Origin of the sequence: Geodermatophilus obscurus DSM 43160 (assembly GCF_000025345.1) — a bacterium.
Lineage (GTDB): Bacteria > Actinomycetota > Actinomycetes > Mycobacteriales > Geodermatophilaceae > Geodermatophilus > Geodermatophilus obscurus.
This window is the reverse complement of sequence record NC_013757.1, coordinates 2781793-2804778: the sequence shown is the minus strand read 5'-3', so window position 1 is coordinate 2804778 and position 22986 is coordinate 2781793. Positions and strand designations below refer to the sequence as shown.

Here is a 22986-nt window from a genome sequence, read left to right as displayed (position 1 = left end):
CCCCCGGCCGTTACCGTCCCGAGTCGTGACGACGATGCTGCTGGACGCCGCCTCCCTCTACTTCCGGGCGTTCTACGGGGTGCCGACCAGCGTCACCTCGCCCGACGGACGGCCGGTCAACGCGGTCCGCGGCTTCCTGGACATGACCGCGCGGCTCGTCACGGCCCACGCCCCGGACCGGTTGGTCGCCTGCTGGGACGACGACTGGCGCCCGGCCTTCCGCGTCGAGGCCCTGCCCTCCTACAAGGCGCACCGGTTGTCCCCCGACGGCGGCGAGGAGACCCCCGACGAGCTGGGCCCGCAGGTGCCGGTGCTGGTCGAGGTGCTCGCCGCGGCGGGGCTGGCGCGGGTCGGTGCGCCCGGCTACGAGGCCGACGACGTCATCGGCACGCTGACCACCCGCGCGCGCGGCCCGGTCGACGTCGTCACCGGCGACCGCGACCTGTTCCAGCTGGTGGACGACGAGCGCGGCGTCCGGGTGCTCTACACCGCGCGCGGCATCACCGACCTCGAGCTGGTCGACGAGGCGGCGGTGACCGCGAAGTACGGCATCCCGGGGCGGGCCTACGCCGACTTCGCCGTGCTGCGCGGCGACCCCAGCGACGGGTTGCCCGGGGTGGCCGGCATCGGCGCGAAGACCGCGGCGGCGCTGATCACCGAGTTCGGCGACCTGGCCGGCATCCGGGCGGCCGCCGCGCGCACCGTCGTCCCGAAGCCGCCGCTCACCGCCGCCGTCCTCAAGAGGCTGCACGCCGGCGCGGACTACCTCGACGCCGCCCCGGTGGTCGTCGCCGTCGCCCGCGACATCGACCTGCCGGCCGTGGAGGGCGCGCTCCCCCGCCGTCCGGCCGATCCCGACGCGCTGGCCGCACTGGCCGCCGCGCACGGCATCGAGTCCTCGCTGCGGCGGCTGGGTGCCGCACTCGGCTGGCCGGAGGACGCGCTCAGCTGAGCCCTAGACCTCTTCCCAGGTGTAGGAGGCGTCGGTCTCGTCGGTGATGACGATGCGGAGGGTGACCTCCTCGCCGTCGGCCGTGGTGCCGGTGCACTCGTAGTCGGCGCCCTGCTCGACCTGCATCTCGTCGTCGCAGGTCAAGTCGATCGCCACGCCCTCGATCTCCTCGAACTGCGCGGCGACGTCGTCCTCGACGGCGCTGGTGTCGAGCACGGTGTCGGCGAAGACGCGGGCGAGCACCACAGCGACGAGCAGCAGGACGGCCGGCACGACGATCCCGGCCACCAGTCCCCTCCGGGACCGCCGCTGCGGCACCGGGGGCCCGTACGGCGACTGCTCCCACGGCTGGCCGTGCTGCGGCTGCCCGTGCTGGGGCTGGCCCACCCAGTACGGCGGCTGGCCCTGCTGCGGCTGTCCGTAGGGCAGCTGCCCGCCGTACGGACCAGGCGCCGGCGGGCCCCAGGCGCCGGGCTGCTGCGGTTGCCCGTAGGGCGGCTGCCCGCCGTACGGACCAGGCGCCGGCGGGCCCCAGGGGCCGGGCTGCTGCGGCCACGGCTGCTGCGGCTGGGGCCGGCCGGGCTCACCCGGCGGCGGGTCGCCGTGCGGGGGGTTGGTCATCGTCGGAGATCCTGCCCCACCTGCGGCTCAGCCGCCGACCGCTACGGCGACCACGCCGCGCCGTACCCGGTCCACCGTCGCCCGGGCCGTGGTGGCCAGCTGGCCGTCGGCGACCTTGGCCAGCTGGTCGAGCAGGTCCAGCAACTGGCGCGCCCAGCGGACGAAGTCCCCACCGGAGAGCTCGGTACCCGCCTGCTCGGCCCCGGCCAGGACCCGGTCCAGGCTCTGCCCGTCGGCCCAGCGGTAGGCCGCCCAGGCGAAGCCGAGGTCCAGGTCGCGGCCGGCCGGCACACCGTGGTCGAGCTCGACGTCCTGCAGCCGCGCGCGGATCCGCCGCATCTCCGCGATCGCCGCCGACACCTTGCCGGCCGGCACCGCCGGCTGGCCGGGCATCTCCCGCCGGGCCTCGAACACCAGCGTGGACACCGCGGCGGCGAGCTCGGCCGGGGTGAGCCCGCGCCACACGCCCGAGCGCAGGCACTCGGCGACGAGCAGGTCGGCCTCCGACCAGATGCGGGCCAGCCGCCGGCCGTCGTCGGTCACGACCGGGGCGACGTCTGCGACCTCGTGGTCCACCGGGTCCTCCCCCGCGGTCACCGGCGGGGCCGCCGGGTCGGGCACCAGGTAGCCCAGCTCCTCGAGGACGTCGCAGGTGCGGTCGAACTGGCGGGTCAGCGAGCCGGTGCGCTCGGCCATCCGACGGTGGGTGGCCTCGGCCTCCCGGGTGGCCCGCAGCCAGCGCTCGGCCGCCCGCACGCGCTCCTCGCGGTCGGGCAGGGCGTGCACCGGGTGGGCCCGCAGCGCCCGCCGCAGGTCGTGCAGCACCGGGTCGTCGGCGGCCGCGGAGCGCTGCCTGACCCGCCGCGCGCCCAGGTCGTTCTCCACGCGCGCGTTGCGCAGCGTGGCGGCCAGGTCCCGCCGGGCGTGCGGGCTGCGGTGGTTGAAGTTCCTGGGCACCCGCACCCGGGCCAGCGCGGTGACCGGCGTGGGGAAGTCGACGGCACCGAGGCGCCCGGCCCACTTGTCCTCGGTGAGCACCAGGGGGCGCGGCTCGGTCAGGTCGGTCACCCCGGGGTCGAGGACGACGGCCAGTCCCTGCCGCCGTCCCGACGGCACGCGGATGACGTCGCCGGGCCGCAGCGCCGCCAGCGCGTCGGAGGCCTCGATCCGGCGCTTGGCCGCCGAGTCGCGGGAGAGCTCCTTCTCCCGCTCGGCGATGTCCTGGCGCAGCCGTGCGTACCCCGCGACGTCGCCGCCCTCCGAGTGCATCTCGGCGGCCCAGCGCTCGGCGTCGCGCTCGTGGCGGGCGGCGGCGCGGGCCAGCCCGACCACCGAGCGGTCGGCCTGGAACTGGGCGAAGGACGAGGCCAGCAGCTCGCGGGCGTTGGCCCGCCCGAAGGAGCTGACCAGGTTGACGGCCATGTTGTAGCTGGGCCGGAAGGAGGACTTCAGCGGGTAGGTGCGGGTGCTGGCCAGCCCGGCGACGACGGAGGGGTCCATGCCCGGCGCCCACACGACGACGGCGTGCCCCTCGACGTCGATGCCGCGCCGCCCGGCCCGTCCGGTGAGCTGGGTGTACTCCCCCGGCGTGACGTCGACGTGCGCCTCGCCGTTCCACTTGACCAGCCGCTCGAGGACGACGGTGCGCGCCGGCATGTTGATGCCCAGGGCGAGGGTCTCGGTGGCGAACACGGCCTTGACCAGACCGCGGACGAAGCACTCCTCCACGGTCTCCTTGAACGCCGGGACCAGGCCGGCGTGGTGCGCGGCCAGCCCGGCCAGCAGGCCCTCGCGCCACTCCCAGAAGCCGAGGACGTGCAGGTCCTCCTCCGGCAGCGAGCCGGTCCTCTCGTCGATGATGGCGGCGATCTCCGAGCGCTCGTGCTCGTCGGTGAGCCGCAGCCCGGCCCGCAGGCACTGGTCGACCGCCGCGTCGCAGCCGTTGCGGCTGAAGACGAAGGTGATGGCCGGCAGCAGTCCCGAGCGGTCCAGCCGCTCGATGACGTCGGCGCGGGCCGGCGGCTTGTAGCGCGGCTTGTGCCAGTCCCGCTCCCGGCGCGAGCCGCCGTTGCCACCGCCCCAGGTGTCCATCCGCCGCTCGTGCTCGCGCACGTAGCGGACCAGCTCGGGGTCGACGACGCTGGCGCCGCGCTCGCGGGTGGACTGCCCGCGCGGGTCGTCGCCCTGCTCGGCGGCGTGCGCGGCCGGGCGCAGGCTGAACAGGTCGAACACCCGGTTGCCGACCAGCATGTGCTGCCACAGCGGGATCGGCCGGACCTCGCTGACGACGACCTCGGTGTGGCCGCGGACGGTGACCAGCCAGTCGGCGAACTCCTCGGCGTTGCTCACCGTCGCGGACAGGGACACCAGGGTCACCGACTGCGGGAGGTGGATGATCACCTCCTCCCACACCGCGCCGCGGAAGCGGTCGGCGAGGTAGTGCACCTCGTCCATGACGACGTAGCCGAGCCCGTCGATCGCCGGGGACTCGGCGTAGAGCATGTTGCGCAGCACCTCGGTGGTCATCACCACCACGGGCGCGTCGCCGTTGATGGCGTTGTCCCCGGTGAGCAGGCCGACCTTCCCCTCGCCGTAGCGCTCGGCGAGGTCGTTGTACTTCTGGTTGGACAGCGCCTTGATCGGCGTCGTGTAGAAGGCCTTGCGCCCCTCGGCCAGCGCCTTGTGGACGGCGAACTCCCCCACCACCGTCTTGCCCGCGCCGGTCGGCGCGCAGACCAGGACGCCGGAACCCTCGTCGAGCGCCTCGCAGGCCTGCACCTGGAAGGGGTCGAGGGAGAAGCCGAGCTGCGCGGTGAAGTCGGCCAGTGCGGGGTGGGCACCGCGCCGACGGGCAGCCGCGTACCGCTCAGCGGGGCTGGACATGGCTCCACGTTAGGCGTGTCTCCCCCGATCGGCGCGACCCGACCCTGCCAGCGGCTTTGTTGGGCATAACGGCAGCACGCCGAGACCGGCACCGCCCGGGTGATCCGCTCAGCTGATCGTCGGGGCCCGGCTCAGCGGCCGGCGCCCACCACCGGGAGGGCGCCGGGCACGCAGACGCTGACGGCCGGCAGCCCCGCGACCGGCTCCCCGTCGGCGTAGGTGGTCAGCTCCTCGCCGGCCAGCTCCACGCGGCGGGTGGGGTGCACGGTGACCGCCGGGTGCTCGACGTGCGTGCCGGCGATCAGCCGCGGGCGGGTGCGCACCAGCTCCCGGCGGCTCACCGGCCCGATGACGGTGACGTCGAACGCGCCGTCGGCCGGATCGGCGGCCGGGCAGACCCGCCTCCCGCCGCCGTACCAGGGGGTGTTGCCGACGGCGACCGGCGTGACGGCGAGCGTCCGCGGGTGGCCGTCGAGGACGAGGGTGAGCTCCCGCGGCCGCAACCGGGCCAGCTCGGCGAGGATCGCCACGTCGTAGCGGCGCGGGCCGCGCGGCCAGCGCAGCCGGTTGGCCCGGTCGGTGACCGCGGAGTCGAAGCCGCAGCACAGCACCGTGGCCCACCAGCAGTCCCCGGTGCGGCCGGCGTCGACGCGGCGGACCTCCCCCGTCCGCAGGTCGGCCACTGCCGCCCGGGCCGCGAGGACCGGGTCGGCCGGCACGCCCAGGGCGAGCGCGAGGTCGTTGCCCGTGCCGGCCGGGACGACGGCCACCGGGGTGTCCGTGCCGGCCACGGCCTGGAGGCCGGCGTGCGCGGCGCCGTCCCCACCGATCGCGACCACGGCGGTGGTGCCTGCGGCGACCGCCCCGGCCGCCTGCCGCTCGGCGGCGGCGCGGGTGGTCGCGGGCAGCACCCGCGGGTGAGGCCGTCGGCGCGCAGCGCGTCGAGCACCCCGCGGGCGGCCGCGTGGACCCGGCCGCGGCCGGCCGCCTGGCTCAGCAGGACGGCGACCTGCACGCCGGCCCCTCCGCAGGTGCCCGCCGCGAACTCGCGAGAGGTGGGGGCAGGGGTGGCCCCTGGAAGGACGCCGTCCTCCTCACCCCTCGCAGGCTCGGGGGCGAGCCTCGGGACGGGGCCGGAACGGGGTCCTTCCACGGTGGGGGCAGGGGAGGGTCCTCTCAGCGGCGGGAGCGCGCCGGGTCGTCCAGCGGCGCGGCGTCGTCCTCCCGGCGCAGGTCGTCGTACGGGGCCGCGTCGAGCTCGGACGGCGCGGCGTCCAGCGGCGAGGCCTCGTCGTCGGAGAGGGCGTGGAAGTGCTCGACGGCGTCCCGCTTGGCCCGCCGCCGGTCGACGAACCGGGCCACCTGGATGGCCAGCTCGAACAGCACGATCATCGGCCCGGCCATGAGCAGCATGGTGAACGGGTCCTGCGTCGGGGTGACGAAGGCGGCGAAGACGATGGTCAGGAAGAAGATCCACCGCCGGGCGCCGCGCAGCACCTCGTAGGAGAGGACGCCCACCAGGTTGAGCGCCACCGCCACCAGCGGCACCTCGAAGCTCACCCCGAACGCCACCAGCAGGGACAGCGCGAAGCCGATGTAGTCCTGCGCGGTCAGCGCGATCACCGTGCCGCTGCCGGCCAGCCCCAGCAGCAGTTGCAGGCCCGCCGACAGCGAGACGTAGGCCAGGGCGGCGCCGAGGGCGAACAACAGCGAGGAGACCGCGACGAAGCCGAAGCCGTAGCGCTTCTCGTTCCGCTTCAACCCCGGGGTGATGAACGCCCACAGCTGGTAGAGCCAGAACGGCGCCGAGAGCACCGCGCCACACAGGAAGCTGACCTTGAGGCGGATGAAGACCCCGCCCAGCACGTCGGTGATGAGCAGGCCGCACTCCTGCTCGCTGCCCTCGGTGAAGCGCAGGTCGGCCGGCAGGTTGCAGTACGGCGCCCGGATGAAGTCACCGAGGCCGTGCTCGTACCACCAGAAGGCGACCGCGGTGGCGACCAGCAGGGCGAGCAGCGCCTTGGCGACCCGGTTGCGCAGCTCGGTGAGGTGGGCGACAAGCGTCATCGTCGCCGCGGGGTCCCGCGGCGGGCGGCGGCGCCGGCGCAGGCCGGACCGGCGCGCCGCGCCCCCCCTGGTGCTGTCGCTCATGGTGGTGCCGGGAGCTGGGGTCAGCGGGTGCTGTCGGCCGGGCCGGCCTGGGTGGCGCGGGCCCGCAGCTCGGCGGCCCGGGCCTCGGCGGCGCGCGCCTCGGCCTCGAGGGCCTCGCGCTCCCGGTCGGCGGCGGTCGCCGGCGGGAGGACCTCGCCGCGCACCGGGGAGGTCTTGGCGGCGTCCTTGGTGCGGACGTCGTCGTCCTTCATGCCCTTCATCTCGCCCTTGAAGATGCGCAGCGAGCGGCCCAGCGAGCGCGAGGCGTCCGGCAGCTTCTTGTAACCGAAGAGCAGCAGGATGGCCAGGATGATCAGGCCGATCTCCAGCGGGCCGAGTCCGGCCATGTCGTCCTCCAGGTCAGCGGGTGGCGTCGTCGATGCTACGTGCCGGCAGGCGTCCTGCCGCCCCCGAATCGAGGGGGTGGGACCGGCCGGTCAGGAGGGGCGCTGGACCTCCGCCGCGCGCGCGGCGGTCGCCTGCGCCTCGGTGAGCAGCGGGCGGACCTCCCGCTCGAACGCCGCGACCTCCCGGCGCACCCGGCCGGCCGCGCCGAGCACGCCGTAGGCCAGCGCGCCCAGCACGACGACGGCGAGGACGGCGACGGCGATCCAGACGACGGTCAGCAGCACGGGCCCGACCCTAGTCGCCGGAGGTGGACGGCAGCTGTCCGTCGGCTGCATAGCGGCCGAGCGCGGCCCGGGCGTCGGCGGCGACGGCCGCGGCCAGCTCGGCCGGCTGGTCGACGGTGGCGGCCCCGCCGAGGGAGGCCACCAGCCGCCGCGCCCACGCCATGTCGGCGGTGCGCAGGGCGACCGCGAGACCGCCGGGCGGGTCCTGGACCTCGCGCACGTCCTCGACCGGGTAGTACTCGGCCACCCAGCGGGCGGCGCGGGCCAGCCGCAGGCGCACCACCGGCGCGCCCGGCTCGGGCTGGTAGAGCCCGGCGTCGACGTCGCGCAGCGGCACCCCCGGCGGTGGCGCGGACGGCTCGTCGAGGACCTCGACGTCGTCGATCCGGTCCAGCCGGAACAGCCGGACGCCGCCGACCTCCCGGGACCAGGCCTCCAGGTACCAGCGCCCGTCGACCAGCAGCAGCCGCAGCGGGTCGACGGTGCGCTCGGTGCGCTCGTCGCGGGTGGGCACGTAGTAGTGCAGGTGCAGCGCCCGCCCGCGCTCCAGGCCCTCCCGGACGACGGCCAGCGCCTGCTCCTTGGCGTCGACCGACAGCGCCACCGGCGTCCTCCGCTCGGCGGCGTGCCCGGCGGCGGCCGACACCTTGGCCAGCGCGCGGCTGACCGCCTCCCGCTCGGCCAGGCCGGGCAGCTCGAGCAGGGTGCGCAGCGCGACGACCAGGGCGACGGCCTCGTCGGTGGTCAGCCGCAGCGGGCGGACCATGCCGGCGGTGAAGGTGACCCGCACCCGGTCGCCCTCGAACGCCAGGTCGATGAGGTCCCCGGGCCCGTAGCCGGGCAGCCCGCACATCCACAGCAGCTCCATGTCGCGGCGCAGCTGCCGCTCGGGGACGCCGAAGTCGCGGGCCACCTCGGCCAGCGGCACCCCCTCGGGGCGGGCGGTGAGGTAGGGGACCAGCGAGAGCAGCCGGGTCATCCGCTCGGTGGTCGTGGGGGCGCTCATGCCGCCCCCTCCGGCGCCATCGCGGCCAGGCGGGTCAGCCGCTCGACGACGGCCGCGCGCACCGCGGCCGGGGCCTCGACGACGACGTCGGCGCCGTAGGAGGCGATCTCGCCGGCCAGCCGCATCGGCTCGGTGGTGCGCAGCTCCAGCCGGTCGTCCCCGTCCTCGGCCGGGCCCAGCGGGACGGCGTGCCGGCGCAGCCCGATCGCGGTGCGGGGCCGGGCGCGGACCACCACGAGCTGCTCCTCGCCCCGGAACTGCCCGGCGACCATGGCCGCCAGGTCGACGTCCTCGGGCGGCTCGAAGGCCCCGGCCGGGCCGGTGGGCCGAGGCGTGCCCACGACGCGGGAGAGCCGGAAGACGCGGGGCGCCTGCCGGTCGAGGTCGAGGCCGCCGAGGTACCAGCGGCCGTGCCAGGCGACGACGCCCCAGGGCTGCACCCGGCGGCGGGCGGGGGCGTCCTCGTCGGGACGGCGGTAGTCGAAGGTCAGCACGCGCCGGTCGCGGGCCGCGGCGTAGCAGGGCTCGAAGGCCGGCTCGTCGGAGTCCAGCCGGGGGCGCAGCGGGATCGCCCGGCTGGTGTCGACGTCCACCCCGGCCGCCTTCAGCTTGACCAGCGCGCTCTGGGCGGCGCCGGCCAGCTGCGCGGACTCCCACAGCCGCAGCGCCAGGCCCACCGCGGCGGCCTCCTCCCCGGTCAGCGTGATCTCGGGCAGCTCGTAGTCGGCCCGGGCGATGCGGTAGCCGTCCTCGGCGTCGAAGACGCTGGTGCGGCCGGTCTCCAGCGGGACGCCCATCTCGCGCAGCTCGGCCTTGTCGCGCTCGAACATGCGCTTGAACGCCTCGTCGGCGCGGGCGGTGCCGTCGTCGGGCTCGTAGCCGGGCACGGTGGCCCGGATCTTCGCCGCGGTCACGTACTGCCGGGTGCCGAGCAGGGCGATGACCAGGTTCACCAGCCGCTCCGCCCGCTTCGCCGCCACGGACCCAGGCTAAGGGAAGGACCGTCCCAGGCGTGGCCGCCTGCAGGGCCCCGCCGCGAGCTTGCGAGTGGCGGGGGGCAGGGGGTCCTTCATCTAGCCTGCGCGGGTGGGGGAACGCGGAACGACACAGCAGCGGATCCGGTGGCGACGGGGCACGGTGACCGCCCTGGGGCGGGCCTGGCGCGACGCGCAGGAACTCACCGCCGAGGTCGACGGCGACGGCGAGGTGCGGGCGCTGGCGCACCCCTCGCTGGTCGGTGTTCCGGAGGTCGGCGACACCGTGCTGCTGAACACCACCGCCTGGGCGCAGCGGCTGGGCACCGGCGGCTACGCCCTCGTGGTCGCCGTCCCCGACCGCCTGCCGCCGGACCCCAGCGGACCCGGCCACCTGGTCAAGGCCCGGTACACGCCGCTGCAGGTGAGCGTGCAGGGCGTCGACGAGCAGGACACCGAGCACCACCGCACCATCGCCGACGCCGAGGACCTCGCCGGGATGCCGGTCGTCGTCGCCGACCTGCACTCGGCGCTGCCGGCCGCACTCATCGGCGTCCTGGCCACCGACCCGGACCTGAGGGTGGCCTACGTCATGACCGACGGCGGCGCGCTGGTCGCCGGTTTCTCCCGCACGCTGTCGTCGCTGGCGTCGTCCCTGGCCGGCGTGGTCACCGTGGGCCAGGCGTTCGGCGGCGACCTGGAGGCGGTCACCCTGCACACCGGGCTGCTGGCCGCGAAGCACGTGCTCGGCGCCGACGTGGCGATCGTCAGCCAGGGGCCGGGCAACCTCGGCACCGGGACGCCGTGGGGCTTCTCCGGGGTGGCCGCCGGCGAGGCCTGCAACGCGGTCACCGTGCTCGGCGGGGAGCCGGTCGGTGCGCTGCGCATCTCCGACGCCGACCCGCGGCCGCGGCACCGCGGGGTCTCCCACCACTCGCTGACCGCGTTCGGCCGGGTCGCGCTCGGCGGGGTGACGCTGATCGCGCCCCGCGGGCTGGGCTCGGAGCTGGGCAGCCAGGTCGAGGAGGACCTCGCCGGCCAGCCGGAGCGCAACCGGGTGGTGTGGATGGACGTCGACGGGCTCGAGGAGGCCCTGGGCCTGTCCCCCGTGCCGCTGTCGACGATGGGCCGCAGCTTCCCCGAGGAGCGCGCCTACTTCCTGGCCGCGGCGGCCGCCGGCCGGTACGCCGCACTGCAGGTCCCGCTCCCCGACGACGAGGGGTGAGCACCCGGTCGGCCCACCGGCCGGGCCGAGTGCGCCGAACTCGTGGCGGTCAGCGCCTGAGCACCACGACGTCGTCGCACTCGGTCGTCGCACTCGACGGACCTCACATCGAGGCGATGAGCTTGTCGACGCGCTCGTCGACGGCCTTGAAGGGGTCCTTGCACAGCACGGTGCGCTGCGCCTGGTCGTTGAGCTTGAGGTGCACCCAGTCGACGGTGAAGTCGCGGCGCTTCTCCTGCGCCCGGCGGATGAACTCCCCGCGCAACCGGGCCCGGGTGGTCTGCGGGGGCACGTTCTTGGCCTCGAACACCCGCGGCTCGTGGGCCACCCGGTCGACCTGGTTGTTGCGCTCGAGCAGGTAGTACAGCCCGCGGGTGCGGCTGATGTCGTGGTAGGCCAGGTCCATCTGGGCGATCCGCGGAGAGCTCATCGGCAGGTCCCGCTTGGCTCGGTAGCGCTCGATCAGCTGGTACTTGGTGGCCCAGTCGATCTCCCGGTCGATCAGGGACAGGTCGCCGGTGTCGACGGCCTTGAGCACCCGCCCCCACAGCTCGAGCATCTGCCGGTGCACCGGACCGAAGCCCTCCCGGTCGACGAACTCCGCGGCGCGGGAGTGGTACTCGGACTGGATCTCCAGCGCCGACATCTCCTTGCCGTTGGCCAGCCGCACCTTGCGCCGCCCGGTCATGTCGTGGCTGATCTCGCGGATGGCGCGGATCGGGTTCTCCAGCGTCATGTCCCGGATCGGCACGCCGGCCTCGATCATCCGCAGCACCAGGTCCGTGACGGCGACCTTGAGCAGCGTCGTCGTCTCGTTCATGTTCGAGTCGCCGACGATGACGTGCAGCCGCCGGTAGCGCTCGGCGTCGGCGTGCGGCTCGTCGCGGGTGTTGATGATCGGCCGGGAGCGGGTGGTGGCCGAGGAGACGCCCTCCCAGATGTGCTCAGCGCGCTGGCTGATGCAGTAGATCGCCCCGCGCGGGGTCTGCAGCACCTTGCCCGCGCCGACGACGATCTGCCGGCTGACCAGGAACGGGATGAGCACGTCGGCCAGCCGGCTGAACTCCCCGTGCCGGCCCACCAGGTAGTTCTCGTGGCAGCCGTAGCTGTTGCCGGCCGAGTCGGTGTTGTTCTTGAACAGGTAGATGTCGCCGGTGACGCCCTCCTCGGCCAGCCGCTGCTCGGCGTCGACCAGCAGCCCCTCGAGGATCCGCTCGCCGGCCTTGTCGTGGACGACCAGCTCGGAGAGGTCGTCGCACTCGGCGGTGGCGTACTCGGGATGGCTGCCCACGTCCAGGTACAACCGGGAGCCGTTGCGCAGGAAGACGTTGGAGCTGCGCCCCCACGACACCACGCGGCGGAACAGGTAGCGCGCCACCTCGTCCGGGGACAGCCGGCGCTGGCCGCGGAAGGTGCACGTCACGCCGTACTCGGTCTCGATGCCGAAGATCCGTCGTTCCACGGACAGAGCCTAGGCGCCGATGGCGACAGAGGGCGGCTGGCGCGCACGCCCGGCACCTCCGGAGCCGGCCTCCCTGCAGGAGGCCCGCCGCCGGCCCTCCTGCAGGGCGCCGCCGTGAGCTCGCGAACGGCGGGGGGCAGGGGGGTCCTGCTCCGGTGGGGGCAGGGAGGTCCCCTCAGGTGGTGGGCGCCTCTCCCCCGCTGCCCGCCGTTCCACCGGTGTCCGGTGCGCCGGGGTCGCCGAGCCCGGCCGGGGCGCCCGGCTGGGGCACGCTCGGCGCGTGCGCGGCGGTGTGCGGCTCCTCGCCGGCGACGACCCCGTCCTCCTCCTGCCGGTCCAGCAGCGGGCGCAGCGCGGCACCGGCGATCCGGCGGAAGGCTCGCTTGGGCCGCCGCCGGTCGAGCACCGCGACCTCGAGCTGCTCCGCGGTGAGCAGCGCGGGACCGCCGTTGCCGGCGCTGGTGGCGGGGCTGACCGCCGACAGCGCCTGGACGCCGACCCGCAGCGCCTCCGCCAGCCCCATGCCGGGCAGGAAGTGCTCGCGCAGGTTGGCGCTGACCGCCTCGGCCTGGCCCCCCATGACGACGAAGTCCGGCTCGTCGACGACCGACCCGTCGAAGGTCAGCCGGTAGAGCTGGTCGGTCTCCGGGGTCTCGCCCACCTCGGCGACGCACAGCTCGACCTCGAAGGGCTTCATCTGCTGGGTGAAGACCTCGCCCAGGGTCTGCGCGTAGGCGTTGGCGATGACCCGGCCGGTGACGTCGCGGCGGTTGTAGGAGTAGCCGCGGACGTCGGCCAGCCGCACGCCGGCCACCCGCAGGCTCTCGAACTCGCTGTAGCGGCCGACGGCGGCGAAGCCGATCCGGTCGTAGAGCTCGCCGACCTTGTGCAGCGTGGAGCTGGGGTTCTCCGCGATGAACAGCACGCCGTCGGCATAGGTGACGACCGCGACGCTGCGGCCGCGGGAGATGCCCTTGCGGGCGTACTCCGACTTGTCCCGCATCAGCTGCTCGGGAGAGGCGTAGTACGGCATCGTCATGGCGTCAGCCCTGCCCGTCCGCGGCGGACCGCTCGTCGGTGATGCGGGTGGCGACGGCGGCGATCTCGTCGTCGGGGACCCGGACGGCGCCCTCGGCGTCGACCCGGTAGACGATCGGGTAGAGCCGGCGCACCGGGTCGGGCCCGCCGGTCGCGGAGTCGTCGTCGGCGGCGTCGTAGAGCGCCTCGACGAGGCTGCGGGTGGCGGCGTCGCCGTCCAGGTTCGGCCGCCAGGTCTTCTTCAGCGAGTTGCGCGCGAACAGCGAGCCGGAGCCGACGGCGGAGTAGCCGCGCTCCTCGTAGTTCCCGCCGGTGACGTCGTAGCTGAAGATCCGTCCGGGGGCGGCGCCCGGGGCCGCGTCGAGGTCGAAGCCGGCGAACAGCGGGACGACGGCGAGGCCCTGCAACGCGGCGCCGAGGTTGCCGCGGATCATCTGGGCCAGCCGGTTGGCCTTGCCGTCGAGGGAGAGCGTGAGGCCCTCGATCTTCTCGTAGTGCTCGAGCTCGACCTGGTACAGCCGGACCATCTCGATGGCGATGCCGGCCGCGCCGGCGATGCCGATGACCGACCAGGCGTCGGCCGGGTAGACCTTCTCGATCTCCCGGCTGGAGATCAGGTTGCCCATGGTCGCCCGCCGGTCACCGCCCATGAGGACGCCGCCGTCGTAGGTGACCGAGACGATCGTGGTGCCGTGCGGTGTGACGTTCCCGACCGGGATCTGCGGCACCGGACGGCTGCCCGGCAGCAGGTGCGGCGCGGCCGCTGCGAGGAAGTCGGTGAACGAGGAACCCACCCGGTCCAGGTAGGCGGGTGAGAACCCGCTCCGGCCAGCCGAATACTCGCTCACCCATCCGCCTCTCGCCCGCATGCCGGTGTCTCCCGTGCTGTCGCTCGCGACCCTACCGGCGACCCGGACGGGTGGCTGTCCGGTGGGGCGAACAGCGTGCCGCCCCGGCTCGGCAGTGAACCGAGGCGGTGGCTCGACACTCAGCTGCTCGCCTGCATCGCTCTCCAGCGCGCGAACCCAGGGCTGCACCGCCGGTCACGGGGACGCCAGGCCGGCGCCGACCGGGCGGGTCGCCGGGCTCCGGCCGACTGCTGACGGACCGCGGCGAGGCCCGGTGCCGCTCGACGTAGCAGGCGGCCGCGCGGAGCACCTCGGGGTCGTCCTTGAACTGCCCGAGCCCACCGTTGCAGCCGAAGCACAGCAGCGCCCGAACCTCGCCCGTGTCATGGTCGTGGTCCACGTGAACGGCTGGCACTGTTCGACAGATCGCGCAGAGCCCGCCCTGCGCCTCGAACATCGCATCGGATTCCTCCGCCGTGATGCCGTACCGCCGCGTGAGGTGGTACGTCCGCGATCCGCCCACCTTCTCCCTGGACGCTCTCCCGCGGACGTTGTGGCAGAGAAGGCAGTAGGTGGCACGCCCCGACCGAGAAGCAGTCGTACGCGGGAACTGATCCAGCGACTTCACGGACTCGCAGTCGGGGCACCACTTGTGACCATCCGGCACGGTGAGGTCCGGTGGGACGAATCGATGTCTGCGCGGTTCCACACGCCTGGCCTCACGGCTCCGGGCGGCGCGTTCCGCCAGGTGCTGGCGACAGTAGAACGCCAAGCCGTCCCGAGATCTCTTGTTCTTGCTGAAGTCGGACACGGGACGATAAGCCCGGCAGTCGCGACAAAACTTCGTGTTCACGCCACCAAGATGATCATGGTCACTGGCCCCCTTTTTGTACGTAACTACGCACGAACTCCTCCGAGTTCTCCTCGAGGACCTCGTCGATCTCGTCGAGAATGGAGTCGAGGTCCTCGGAGACCTCCTTGTGGCGCTCGGCGACCTCGGTGTCGACCGACGCCTCGACCTCCTCGGTCTCCTCCCGGCTGCGCGTCGAGCGCTGCTGACCGCCGCTGTCCCTCGTGGCCATGGGTTCCTCCAGGTGCGCAAGGTGGCTGGTGCCTGGTGCTGAAGTTACCCGCGGGGTGCGACGAACGGAGGTCGACCGACCGGGGTCAGCCGCCGGTGATGGTGTCGACCAGCTCCTGCGCCGAGGACGTCGACTCGAACAGCGCGCCGACGTGGTCGCGGGTGCCCCGCAGCGGCTCCATGGTCGGGATGCGGACCAGGTTCTCCCGCCCGAGGTCGAAGACCACCGAGTCCCACGACGCCGCGGCCACCTGGGCCGGGTAGCGGCGCAGGCACTCCCCGCGGAAGAAGGCCCGGGTGTCCGACGGCGGGTGCACCATCGCGTGCGTCACCTCGTCGTCGGCCAGCATCCGCTGCATCGACCCGCGCGACACCAGCCGGTGGTACAGCCCCTTCTCCGGCCGCACGTCGGAGTACTGCAGGTCCACCAGGTGCAGCCGGGAGTCGCCCCACGCGAGGCCGTCGCGGGAGCGGTAGCCCTCCAGCAGCCGCAGCTTCGCCGGCCAGTCCAGCCGGTCGGCGCAGCGCATCGGGTCGACGGCGAGGTCCTCGAGCACCTCGGCCCACCGGCGCAGCACGTCGGTGGACTGCCCGTCGTCCTCCCCGTGCCGGTCGACGTGCCGCTGCGCCATCTCCAGGTAGGACTGCTGCACCTCCAGCGCCGTCATCCGGCGCCCGTCGCGCAGCCGCACCCGGTGGGTCAGCGACGGGTCGTGGCTGATCGCCTGCAGCTCCGCGACCGGCTCCTCCAGCGAGAGGTCCCGGGTCAGGGTGCGCGCCTCGATCATGTCCAGCACCAGCGCCGTCGTCCCCACCTTCAGGTAGGTGGACAGCTCGGCGAGGTTGGCGTCGCCGATGATCACGTGCAGCCGGCGGTACTTGTCGGCGTCGGCGTGCGGCTCGTCGCGGGTGTTGATGATCGGCCGCTTGAGCGTCGTCTCCAGCCCCACCTCGACCTCGAAGAAGTCCGCGCGCTGGGAGAGCTGGAAGCCCTGCGTGCGGCTCTCGGTGCCGATGCCCACGCGCCCCGAGCCGGCCACCACCTGGCGGGTCACGAAGAACGGGATGAGCCCCCGGATGATGTCGAGGAACGGCGTCCGCCGGTCCATCAGGTAGTTCTCGTGCGCGCCGTAGGAGGCGCCCTTGCCGTCGGTGTTGTTCTTGTACAGCTGGATCGGCTGGGTGCCCGGGACGCGCGCGGCCCGCCGGGCCGCCTCGGCCATCACCTGCTCCCCCGCCTTGTCCCACAGGACGACGTCGCGCGGGTTGGTGACCTCCGGCGTCGAGTACTCCGGGTGCGCGTGGTCGACGTAGAGGCGGGCTCCGTTGGTGAGGATGACGTTGGCCATCCCCGAGTCCTCCTCCAGGTCGTTGTGGTCCAGCGCCTGGGCCGGGGACAGGTCGAAGCCGCGGGCGTCACGCAGCGGCGACTCCTCCTCGAAGTCCCAGCGCGGCCGGCGTGGCGTGGGCGCCTCGGCCACCGCCCAGGCGTTCACGACCTGGCTGGACAGCGTCGTCGGGTTCGCCGTCGGCTGCCCGGGCACCGAGATGCCGTACTCGATCTCGGTGCCCATGACCCGCCGCACGCTCATGCCGCCACCCTAGGCGTCCGAGACGACGCCGTCCGTAGACGGGCGGACAGCCCGCGGCCCACCGGCGGCGGCGAGATCGGCGATCTCGCCGGGACCGGCGGCCATCGGCCACCCCGGGACCGCGGACGGCCCGGCCCCGCGGTGCGGGAGCCGGGCCGTCGTGTCGGCCGGGGCGGCTACAGGTACTGGCCGGTGTTGGTCGCGGTGTCGATCGCGCGACCGCTCTCGGCGCCCTTGCCGCTGATCAGCGTGCGGATGTAGACGATCCGCTCGCCCTTCTTGCCCGAGATCCGCGCCCAGTCGTCGGGGTTGGTGGTGTTGGGCAGGTCCTCGTTCTCCTTGAACTCGTCGACGCAGGCCTGCATGAGGTGGCCCACCCGCAGGCCGCCGGCGCCGGTCTCCAGCCGCTCCTTGATCGCCATCTTCTTGGCGCGGTCGACGATGTTCTGCAGCATCGCCCCGGAGTTGAAGTCCTTGAAGTACAGGACCTCCTTGTCACCGTTGGCGTAGGTCACCTCGAGGAAGCGGTTCTCCTCGCTCTCGGTGTACATCCGCTCGACGGTGCGCTGGATCATCCCGCCGACCGTGGCCTCGCGGCTGTTGCCGTGCTCGGCGAGGTCGTCGGGGTGCAGCGGCAACGTGGTCGTCAGGTACTTGCTGAAGATGTCGCGGGCGGCCTCCGCGTCCGGCCGCTCGATCTTGATCTTCACGTCGAGGCGGCCGGGCCGCAGGATCGCCGGGTCGATCATGTCCTCCCGGTTGGAGGCGCCGATGACGATGACGTTCTCCAGCCCCTCCACGCCGTCGATCTCGCTGAGCAGCTGGGGGACGATCGTGCTCTCCACGTCGGAGGAGACCCCGGACCCGCGGGTGCGGAAGATCGAGTCCATCTCGTCGAAGAAGACGATCACCGGCGTCCCCTCGCCGGCCTTCTCGCGGGCCCGCTGGAAGACCAGCCGGATGTGCCGCTCGGTCTCGCCGACGTACTTGTTGAGCAGCTCGGGGCCCTTGATGTTGAGGAAGTAGGACTTCGCCTGCCCCTCCCCCTTCACCGCGGAGACCTTCTTGGCCAGCGAGTTGGCCACCGCCTTGGCGATGAGCGTCTTCCCGCAGCCGGGCGGGCCGTAGAGCAGGATGCCCTTCGGCGGGCGCAGCTCGTACTCGCGGAACAGGTCGGCGTGCAGGAACGGCAGCTCGACCGCGTCGCGGATCTGCTCGATCTGCCGGGACAGGCCGCCGATGTCGCCGTAGTCGATGTCGGGGACCTCCTCGAGCACGAGCTCCTCGACCTCGCTCTTGGGGATCCGCTCGTAGACGTAGCCCGAGCGGGTCTCCAGCAGCAGCGAGTCGCCGCTGCGCAGCGGCTGGTCGGTGAGGGACTCGGCGAGGTGGACGACGCGCTCCTCGTCGGTGTGTCCGATGACCAGCGCGCGCGGCGCCTCGCCCTCGACCGGCTCGAGCAGCTCCTTGAGCATGACGACGTCGCCGGCGCGCTCGAAGCCGCACGCCTCGACGACGTTCATCGCCTCGTTGAGCATGACCTCCTGGCCGTGCTGGAGGACGTCGACCTCCACGGCCGGGGAGACCGAGACGCGCAGCTTGCGGCCGCCGGTGAAGACGTCGACCGTGCCGTCGTCGTGACGGGTGAGGAAGACGCCGTAGCCCGACGGCGGCTGACCGAGCCGGTCGACCTCCTCCTTGAGCGTGACCAGCTGGTCGCGGGCGTCGCGCAGCGTGCCGGCGAGCTTGTCGTTGCGCTCGGACAGGAAGGCCGCGCGGCCCTCCGCCTCCGCCAGCCGCTCCTCCAGCAACCGCAGCTGGCGGGGGCTCTCCGCCACCTTGCGGCGCAGCAGGCCGATCTCCTCCTCCAGGTAGGAGATCTGGCTGAGCAGCGCCGTCACGTCACGCTCCCGCCGCGCCCTGAACTCGTCGGGACCATTGCCAAGACCGGGGCCCATCGCGCACCTCCGACAGATCGGGAGAGCCAGGACGCAAATCTATACACGCCCGGCGACAGCGTGCCCGGGGCTCGCGGTAGAAGGACCCCGCTGCCCCCCGCACCTCGCAGGCTCGGCGCGGGCCCCTGCAGCGGGGCCGGGTCAGTGCTTCTGCGCCCGGCGCTGACGCAGCGGGGCCACGACGCCCTCGGCCAGCCGCCGTGCGGTGACCAGGAAGGCGGTGTGCGCGACCATCCGGTGCTCGGGGCGGACGGCGAGACCGACCGCGTGCCACGGCCGCAACAGCGACTCCCAGGCGTGCGGCTCGGTCCACACGCCCTGGGCCCGCAGGGCCTCGACGTACGTGGACAGCTGCGTGGTCGTGGCGACGTATCCGACGAGTACGCCCCCGGGGCGCAGCGCGGCGGCCACGGTGGGCAGCACCGCCCAGGGCTCCAGCATGTCCAGCACGACCCGGTCCACGACCTCCTCGGCCGGGTGCTGGTCCAGCTCGCCCAGCCGCAGCGACCAGGTCGCCGGCACCTCGCCGAAGAAGGCGCCGACGTTGGCGCGGGCGACGTCGGCGAAGTCCTCCCGGCGCTCGTAGCTGGTGACGCTGCCGTGCTCGCCCACCGCGCGCAGCAGGGAGCAGCTCAGCGCCCCGGACCCGGCGCCAGCCTCGAGCACCCGCATGCCGGGGCCGATGTCGCCGAAGCCGACGATCTGGGCGGCGTCCTTGGGGTAGATGACCTGGGCGCCGCGGGGCATGGAGAGCACGAAGTCGGCCAGCAGCGGCCGGAACGCCAGGTAGCCGGTGTTCGCCGTCGAGTGGACGACGGAGCCCTCGGGCGCGCCGATGAGGTCGTCGTGCGCGATCGCGCCGCGGTGGGTGTGGAACTGCTTGCCGGACTCCAGGACGACGGTGTGCAGCCGGCCCTTGGGGTCGGTGAGCTGCACCCGGTCGCCCACGACGAAGGCCCCCGCGACCGGCTCCCCGCGCGGGGCCTCGGGCGTGTCGTCGGTCGTCTCGGCGGTGTGCTGCTGCGCGTCCACGGGCGGCCAGCCTACGGCGACGCGCGCAGCGCCCGGCGCGCGCGCTCGGTTCTGTCGGTACCCCGGCCTAGCCTCGGAGGCATGACGGCGATGGCGCAGGACTCGGCGCACGGGCTCTCGCCCACCGGGCAGCCCGCCGACGCGGCGGCCGCCTCCCCGAACTCGCCCGTCGACACGACGGCGACCCCCCGCCGCCCCTCGCTCTCCCCGAGCCGGGCGGCCGACTTCAAGACCTGTCCCCTGCTGTACCGGTTCCGCACGATCGACCGGCTGCCCGAGCGCAAGAGCCTGGCCGCGGTCCGCGGCACGCTGGTGCACTCGGTGCTCGAGCGCCTCTACGACCTGCCCGCCCGCCGGCGCACGGCCGAGGCCGCCCGGGAGCTGGTCGCCCCGGCGTGGGAGGAGCTGCGGGCCAACCCGGAGGTCGCCGCCCTCTTCACCGAGGGCGGCACGGGAGACGACGCCGCGGCCGAGCAGCCCCCGTCGCTGGAGGCGTGGCTGGCATCGGCCGGCGAGCTCGTGGAGACCTACTTCTCCCTCGAGGACCCGTCGCGGATCGAGCCGCACGGCCGTGAGGAGCTGGTCGAGGTCACGCTGCCCGACGGGCTGCTGCTGCGCGGCTACGTCGACCGGCTCGACGTGGCCCCCAACGGCGCGCTGCGGGTGGTCGACTACAAGACCGGCTCGATGCCCCGCGAGGCGTTCGAGGGCAAGGCCCTGTTCCAGATGAAGTTCTACGCGCTGGTGCTGTGGCGCACCCGCGGCGTGGTGGCCAGCCAGCTCAAGCTGCTCTACCTGGGCAACGGCGACGCGCTGACCTACGCGCCCGAGGAGGCCGAGCTGGTCCGCTTCGAGCGCACCCTGCAGGCGATCTGGGCGGCCATCGAGCGGGCGGTCGCCACCGGGGACTTCCGGCCCAACCGCACCCGGCTGTGCGACTGGTGCGACCACCAGGCGCTGTGCCCGTCGTTCGGCGGTACGCCCCCGCCCTTCCCCGCCGCGGCCGCGGCCGCCGCCGGGTGGCCGACGCTGCCGATCGTCGAGCGCGACTGAGCGGAGTGCACCCTCCCGCGGCGGCCACGGTCCGGGCGGTAGGACACGACGACCTGCCCGACGCGGTGCGGCTGTACCAGCAGCTGTACCCGGAGCTGGACCTGCGGGTCGACGAGCCGGTCGCGGCCGCGTGGGCTGCCAGGCTGGCCACGCCGGGCCGGACCGTGCTCCTCGCCGAAGCCGGCGGAGTGGTCGTCGGGACCGCCGACCTGACCGTGCTCGCCAACGCAGCCCGTGCCGGACGGCCGTACCTGCTGGTCGACAACGTCGTCGTCGACTCGGGCGCGCGCCGGACCGGGGTCGGCCGAGCACTCCTGGCCGCGGCCCGGGCGCACGGCGAGGCCGCCGGCTGCTACGAGCTGCAGCTCTCCGCCGACGACCCGGCGGCGTTCGCCTTCTACGAGGCCGCGGGGGTGGCCGCGGCGACACGCACCTACAAGCAGTACCTGGACGACGACGGGCGTTCCTGACCCGCTGGACCGGTCGCACCGGGGCGCGGGAGCATCGCCCATGCGCGGTTACCGAGCACCGCGGGCCTTCGACGGCGAGCGCTTCCTCGACGACGGGGCGCTGGTGCTGGTCGAGGGCCCCACCATCGTGGGCGTCGAGCCCGGCACCGCGCCGGCTCCCGAGGGCTGCCCGGTCACCGACCTCCCCGACGGCACGCTGCTGCCCGGGCTGGTCGACACCCACGTCCACCTCTGCGCGGACGGTGGCCCGCGGGCACTGGACCAGGTCCCCGAGCTGGACCCCGCCGAGCTCGACGCGGTCGTCACCGCCACCGAGCAGGCGACGCTGCGGGCGGGCGTCACCGCCGTCCGCGACCTCGGCGACCACCGGTGGACCGTGCTCGAGCGCGCCGGGCGCGACGGCGAGCGGCCGACCGTCGTCGCGGCCGGGCCGCCGATCACCTCACCCGGCGGGCACTGCTGGTCGATGGGCGGCGAGACGTCGGGGGTGGACGCGCTGCGCCGAGCGGTGTGCGAGCGGGCGGAGCGGGGTGCCGGGGTCGTGAAGATCATGGCCAGCGGCGGCGTGCTCACCCCGGGCACCGATCTCACCGGGTGCCAGTTCACGCTCGAGGAGCTGCGTGCGGTGGTCGACGAGGCCCACCGGCTCGGCCTGCCGGTGACCGCGCACGCGCACGGCCTGGCCGCGGTTCAGCGCAGCGTGGCGGCCGGCGTGGACGGCATCGAGCACTGCAGCTGCCTGACCGGGTCCGGCGTCCACCTGCCGGCCGAGCTCGCCGCCGCGCTGGCGGCAGGCCACGTCCAGGTCTGTCCCACCGTGGGCTTCCTGCCCGGCGTCGACCCGCCGCCGCACGTGCAGGCCCGGATGGCCGCCGTCGGCGCGACGGTCGAGCAGCACCTGCCGCACGTCGCGGGCCTGTACCGGGCGGGCGTGACGCTGCTCGCCGGCACCGACGCGGGGATTAGCCCGACCAAGCCGCACGGGGGCGTGGCGCACGCGGTCGCCGACCTGACCGGCACCTGCAGCGTCCCGCTGGCCGACGCGCTGACCGCGGCGACCGCCCGGGCAGCCCGCGCCTGCGGGCTCGGTGGGCGCACGGGTCGGCTGGCGGCCGGGTACGACGCCGACCTGCTCGGAGCCGACGGCGACGTCACGACCGACGTGACCGCCCTGCAGCGGCCCCGTCTGGTCGTCGCCCGCGGCCGGGAGGTGCCGCTGGGCTAGGCCCCGGCGTGCGCCGCGTCGCGGGCGGCCAGCACCGCGGCGAGGTCGACCAGCCGGACCCCGGCCAGGGTGTCGCGCAGGACGAGCCCCGGCAGCGCGGGCAGCGGCTGCAGGGAGGGCACGCCGAGCACCGCGGCGCCGGCGGCGAGTCCGGCGGTCGCCCCGGACAGCGAGTCCTCGACCACCACGCAGCCGTCGGCGTCCACCCCCAGCGCGGCCATCGCCTGGTGGTAGGGCGCCGGGTCGGGCTTGCGGGCGGGCACCTCGTCGCCGCAGACGGTGACGTCGAAGGCGGGCAGCCCGTCGAGGTCGCGGTCGACCTTCGCTAGCACCACGTCGGCCAGCCGCCGCGGCGTGGTGGTCACCAGCGCCGTCGGCAGCGCAGCGGCGCGGGCCTCGGTGAGCAGCTCCCGGGCACCGGGCCGCCAGGTCAGCGGGCCGGTCAGCAGCTCGGCGACGGTGTCCTCGATCCAGCGGGCGTCGGCGCGCGCCTCTGCCTCGCTGCGGGTCGCCCCGACGTCGGCGTACAGGACGCCCAGCGCCGTGGTCATGCTCGTGCCGACGGTCCGCTCCCGCGCCTGCGCCGACATCGCCCCGCCGAGCCGGCGGGCGAGGGCGAACATCGCCGCGCCCCAGTGCTGCTCGGTCTCCACGAGCGTGCCGTCCATGTCGAACAGCAGCGCCTGCAGCGGGCCCGCGAGTGGCGTCGTCCGCCCGGTTCCGTCGCTCGTCTGGGTACGCACCCCTTCGACGGTACGGCGCTCCCGAGGTGCCTCCCCGTCG

The 22986-nt window shown here is 74.3% G+C and carries 22 protein-coding genes; 5 read left to right on the top strand and 17 right to left on the bottom strand.

Features of this window, described 5'->3' with window-relative positions:
- Window positions 1–34 precede the first annotated feature (34 nt).
- Window positions 35–952: a 5'-3' exonuclease gene (locus GOBS_RS13160; protein WP_012948760.1), complete on the top strand. Its 918-nt coding sequence runs from the start codon at window positions 35–37 to the stop codon at window positions 950–952.
- 3 nt (window positions 953–955) lie between these two features.
- Here the strand turns inward: GOBS_RS13160 and GOBS_RS29360 are convergent, their stop codons facing one another.
- From GOBS_RS29360 to GOBS_RS13120, 8 genes are all read right to left on the bottom strand, one after another.
- A complete protein-coding gene (locus GOBS_RS29360) occupies window positions 956–1573 on the bottom strand; it encodes a DUF4333 domain-containing protein (protein WP_012948759.1) in 618 nt (205 codons plus the stop codon).
- Window positions 1574–1600: 27 nt separating this feature from the next.
- Entirely contained in the window at window positions 1601–4456 is a 2856-nt protein-coding gene (locus GOBS_RS13150) for a DEAD/DEAH box helicase (protein ID WP_012948758.1), read from the bottom strand.
- A gap of 131 nt (window positions 4457–4587) precedes the next feature.
- Window positions 4588–5367 (bottom strand): diacylglycerol kinase family protein, encoded by a 780-nt coding sequence (locus GOBS_RS13145; protein ID WP_243697494.1) that lies wholly within the window; start codon window positions 5365–5367, stop codon window positions 4588–4590.
- A 265-nt stretch (window positions 5368–5632) separates the two neighbouring features.
- Window positions 5633–6607 carry a twin-arginine translocase subunit TatC gene (gene tatC, locus GOBS_RS13140; protein WP_012948757.1) on the bottom strand — a complete coding sequence of 325 codons (975 nt, stop codon included), beginning with the start codon at window positions 6605–6607 and terminating at the stop codon, window positions 5633–5635.
- Between the two features lie 20 nt (window positions 6608–6627).
- Window positions 6628–6954, bottom strand: coding sequence for a Sec-independent protein translocase subunit TatA (gene tatA, locus GOBS_RS13135; protein ID WP_012948756.1), 327 nt, complete (start codon window positions 6952–6954; stop codon window positions 6628–6630).
- A gap of 90 nt (window positions 6955–7044) precedes the next feature.
- Window positions 7045–7239: a hypothetical protein gene (locus GOBS_RS13130; RefSeq protein WP_012948755.1), complete on the bottom strand. Its 195-nt coding sequence runs from the start codon at window positions 7237–7239 to the stop codon at window positions 7045–7047.
- Window positions 7240–7249: 10 nt separating this feature from the next.
- Window positions 7250–8245, bottom strand: coding sequence for a helix-turn-helix transcriptional regulator (locus GOBS_RS13125; protein WP_012948754.1), 996 nt, complete (start codon window positions 8243–8245; stop codon window positions 7250–7252).
- A complete protein-coding gene (locus GOBS_RS13120; protein WP_012948753.1) occupies window positions 8242–9225 on the bottom strand; it encodes a helix-turn-helix transcriptional regulator in 984 nt (327 codons plus the stop codon). The genes GOBS_RS13125 and GOBS_RS13120 overlap by 4 nt, the downstream gene beginning before the upstream one ends.
- Window positions 9226–9331: 106 nt before the next feature.
- On the opposite strand from GOBS_RS13120, the gene GOBS_RS13115 reads away from it, so the two are divergent.
- The gene (locus tag GOBS_RS13115; RefSeq protein WP_166487387.1) at window positions 9332–10444 is read left to right on the top strand and encodes a DUF3866 family protein; all 1113 of its coding nucleotides are present in this window, start codon (window positions 9332–9334) and stop codon (window positions 10442–10444) included.
- A gap of 103 nt (window positions 10445–10547) precedes the next feature.
- Here the strand turns inward: GOBS_RS13115 and pafA are convergent, their stop codons facing one another.
- The 8 genes from pafA to GOBS_RS13075 all read right to left on the bottom strand — a co-directional run bounded on the left by pafA (window position 10548) and on the right by GOBS_RS13075 (window position 19455).
- Window positions 10548–11906 (bottom strand): Pup--protein ligase, encoded by a 1359-nt coding sequence (pafA, locus tag GOBS_RS13110; RefSeq protein ID WP_012948751.1) that lies wholly within the window; start codon window positions 11904–11906, stop codon window positions 10548–10550.
- Between the two features lie 175 nt (window positions 11907–12081).
- The gene (prcA, locus tag GOBS_RS13105) at window positions 12082–12945 is read right to left on the bottom strand and encodes a proteasome subunit alpha (RefSeq protein WP_012948750.1); all 864 of its coding nucleotides are present in this window, start codon (window positions 12943–12945) and stop codon (window positions 12082–12084) included.
- Window positions 12946–12949: 4 nt separating this feature from the next.
- Window positions 12950–13792, bottom strand: a complete 843-nt coding sequence (prcB, locus tag GOBS_RS13100) for a proteasome subunit beta (RefSeq protein WP_012948749.1) — start codon at window positions 13790–13792, stop codon at window positions 12950–12952.
- A 52-nt stretch (window positions 13793–13844) separates the two neighbouring features.
- Complete coding sequence (locus tag GOBS_RS28840; RefSeq protein ID WP_279432656.1) at window positions 13845–14315, bottom strand: endonuclease VII domain-containing protein; 471 nt, start codon at window positions 14313–14315, stop codon at window positions 13845–13847.
- Window positions 14316–14664: 349 nt separating this feature from the next.
- A complete protein-coding gene (locus tag GOBS_RS13090) occupies window positions 14665–14874 on the bottom strand; it encodes a ubiquitin-like protein Pup (protein WP_012948748.1) in 210 nt (69 codons plus the stop codon).
- 85 nt (window positions 14875–14959) lie between these two features.
- Entirely contained in the window at window positions 14960–16465 is a 1506-nt protein-coding gene (gene dop, locus GOBS_RS13085) for a depupylase/deamidase Dop (RefSeq protein ID WP_012948747.1), read from the bottom strand.
- Window positions 16466–16641: 176 nt separating this feature from the next.
- Window positions 16642–18366 (bottom strand): proteasome ATPase, encoded by a 1725-nt coding sequence (gene arc, locus GOBS_RS13080; protein ID WP_243697493.1) that lies wholly within the window; start codon window positions 18364–18366, stop codon window positions 16642–16644.
- A gap of 198 nt (window positions 18367–18564) precedes the next feature.
- Window positions 18565–19455 (bottom strand): tRNA (adenine-N1)-methyltransferase, encoded by an 891-nt coding sequence (locus tag GOBS_RS13075; protein WP_012948745.1) that lies wholly within the window; start codon window positions 19453–19455, stop codon window positions 18565–18567.
- Window positions 19456–19536: 81 nt separating this feature from the next.
- Here GOBS_RS13075 and GOBS_RS13070 point away from each other — a divergent pair, with 81 nt between their 5' ends.
- From GOBS_RS13070 to GOBS_RS13060, 3 genes are read left to right on the top strand one after another with little or no spacing between them, the layout of a single operon-like run.
- On the top strand, window positions 19537–20508 hold the full coding sequence (locus tag GOBS_RS13070) for a RecB family exonuclease (RefSeq protein ID WP_243697492.1): 972 nt from the start codon (window positions 19537–19539) through the stop codon (window positions 20506–20508).
- 5 nt (window positions 20509–20513) lie between these two features.
- Window positions 20514–20978, top strand: a complete 465-nt coding sequence (locus GOBS_RS13065; protein ID WP_012948743.1) for a GNAT family N-acetyltransferase — start codon at window positions 20514–20516, stop codon at window positions 20976–20978.
- Between the two features lie 40 nt (window positions 20979–21018).
- Entirely contained in the window at window positions 21019–22203 is a 1185-nt protein-coding gene (locus GOBS_RS13060) for an amidohydrolase family protein (protein WP_012948742.1), read from the top strand.
- On the opposite strand, the gene GOBS_RS13055 is transcribed toward GOBS_RS13060, so the two are convergent.
- Window positions 22200–22946 (bottom strand): HAD family hydrolase, encoded by a 747-nt coding sequence (locus GOBS_RS13055; protein WP_012948741.1) that lies wholly within the window; start codon window positions 22944–22946, stop codon window positions 22200–22202. The genes GOBS_RS13060 and GOBS_RS13055 overlap by 4 nt on opposite strands.
- Window positions 22947–22986 lie beyond the last annotated feature (40 nt).

Bases quoted from the DNA above. Each gene is read 5' to 3' on its own strand.
- GOBS_RS13160 (WP_012948760.1), top strand. From the start codon at position 35: ATGCTGCTGGACGCCGCCTCCCTCTACTTCCGGGCGTTCTACGGGGTG.
- GOBS_RS29360 (WP_012948759.1), bottom strand. From the start codon at position 1,573: ATGACCAACCCCCCGCACGGCGACCCGCCGCCGGGTGAGCCCGGCCGG.
- GOBS_RS13150 (WP_012948758.1), bottom strand. From the start codon at position 4,456: ATGTCCAGCCCCGCTGAGCGGTACGCGGCTGCCCGTCGGCGCGGTGCC.
- tatC (WP_012948757.1), bottom strand. From the start codon at position 6,607: ATGAGCGACAGCACCAGGGGGGGCGCGGCGCGCCGGTCCGGCCTGCGC.
- tatA (WP_012948756.1), bottom strand. From the start codon at position 6,954: ATGGCCGGACTCGGCCCGCTGGAGATCGGCCTGATCATCCTGGCCATC.
- GOBS_RS13125 (WP_012948754.1), bottom strand. From the start codon at position 8,245: ATGAGCGCCCCCACGACCACCGAGCGGATGACCCGGCTGCTCTCGCTG.
- prcA (WP_012948750.1), bottom strand. From the start codon at position 12,945: ATGACGATGCCGTACTACGCCTCTCCCGAGCAGCTGATGCGGGACAAG.
- GOBS_RS13090 (WP_012948748.1), bottom strand. From the start codon at position 14,874: ATGGCCACGAGGGACAGCGGCGGTCAGCAGCGCTCGACGCGCAGCCGG.
- dop (WP_012948747.1), bottom strand. From the start codon at position 16,465: ATGAGCGTGCGGCGGGTCATGGGCACCGAGATCGAGTACGGCATCTCG.
- GOBS_RS13070 (WP_243697492.1), top strand. From the start codon at position 19,537: ATGACGGCGATGGCGCAGGACTCGGCGCACGGGCTCTCGCCCACCGGG.
- GOBS_RS13060 (WP_012948742.1), top strand. From the start codon at position 21,019: ATGCGCGGTTACCGAGCACCGCGGGCCTTCGACGGCGAGCGCTTCCTC.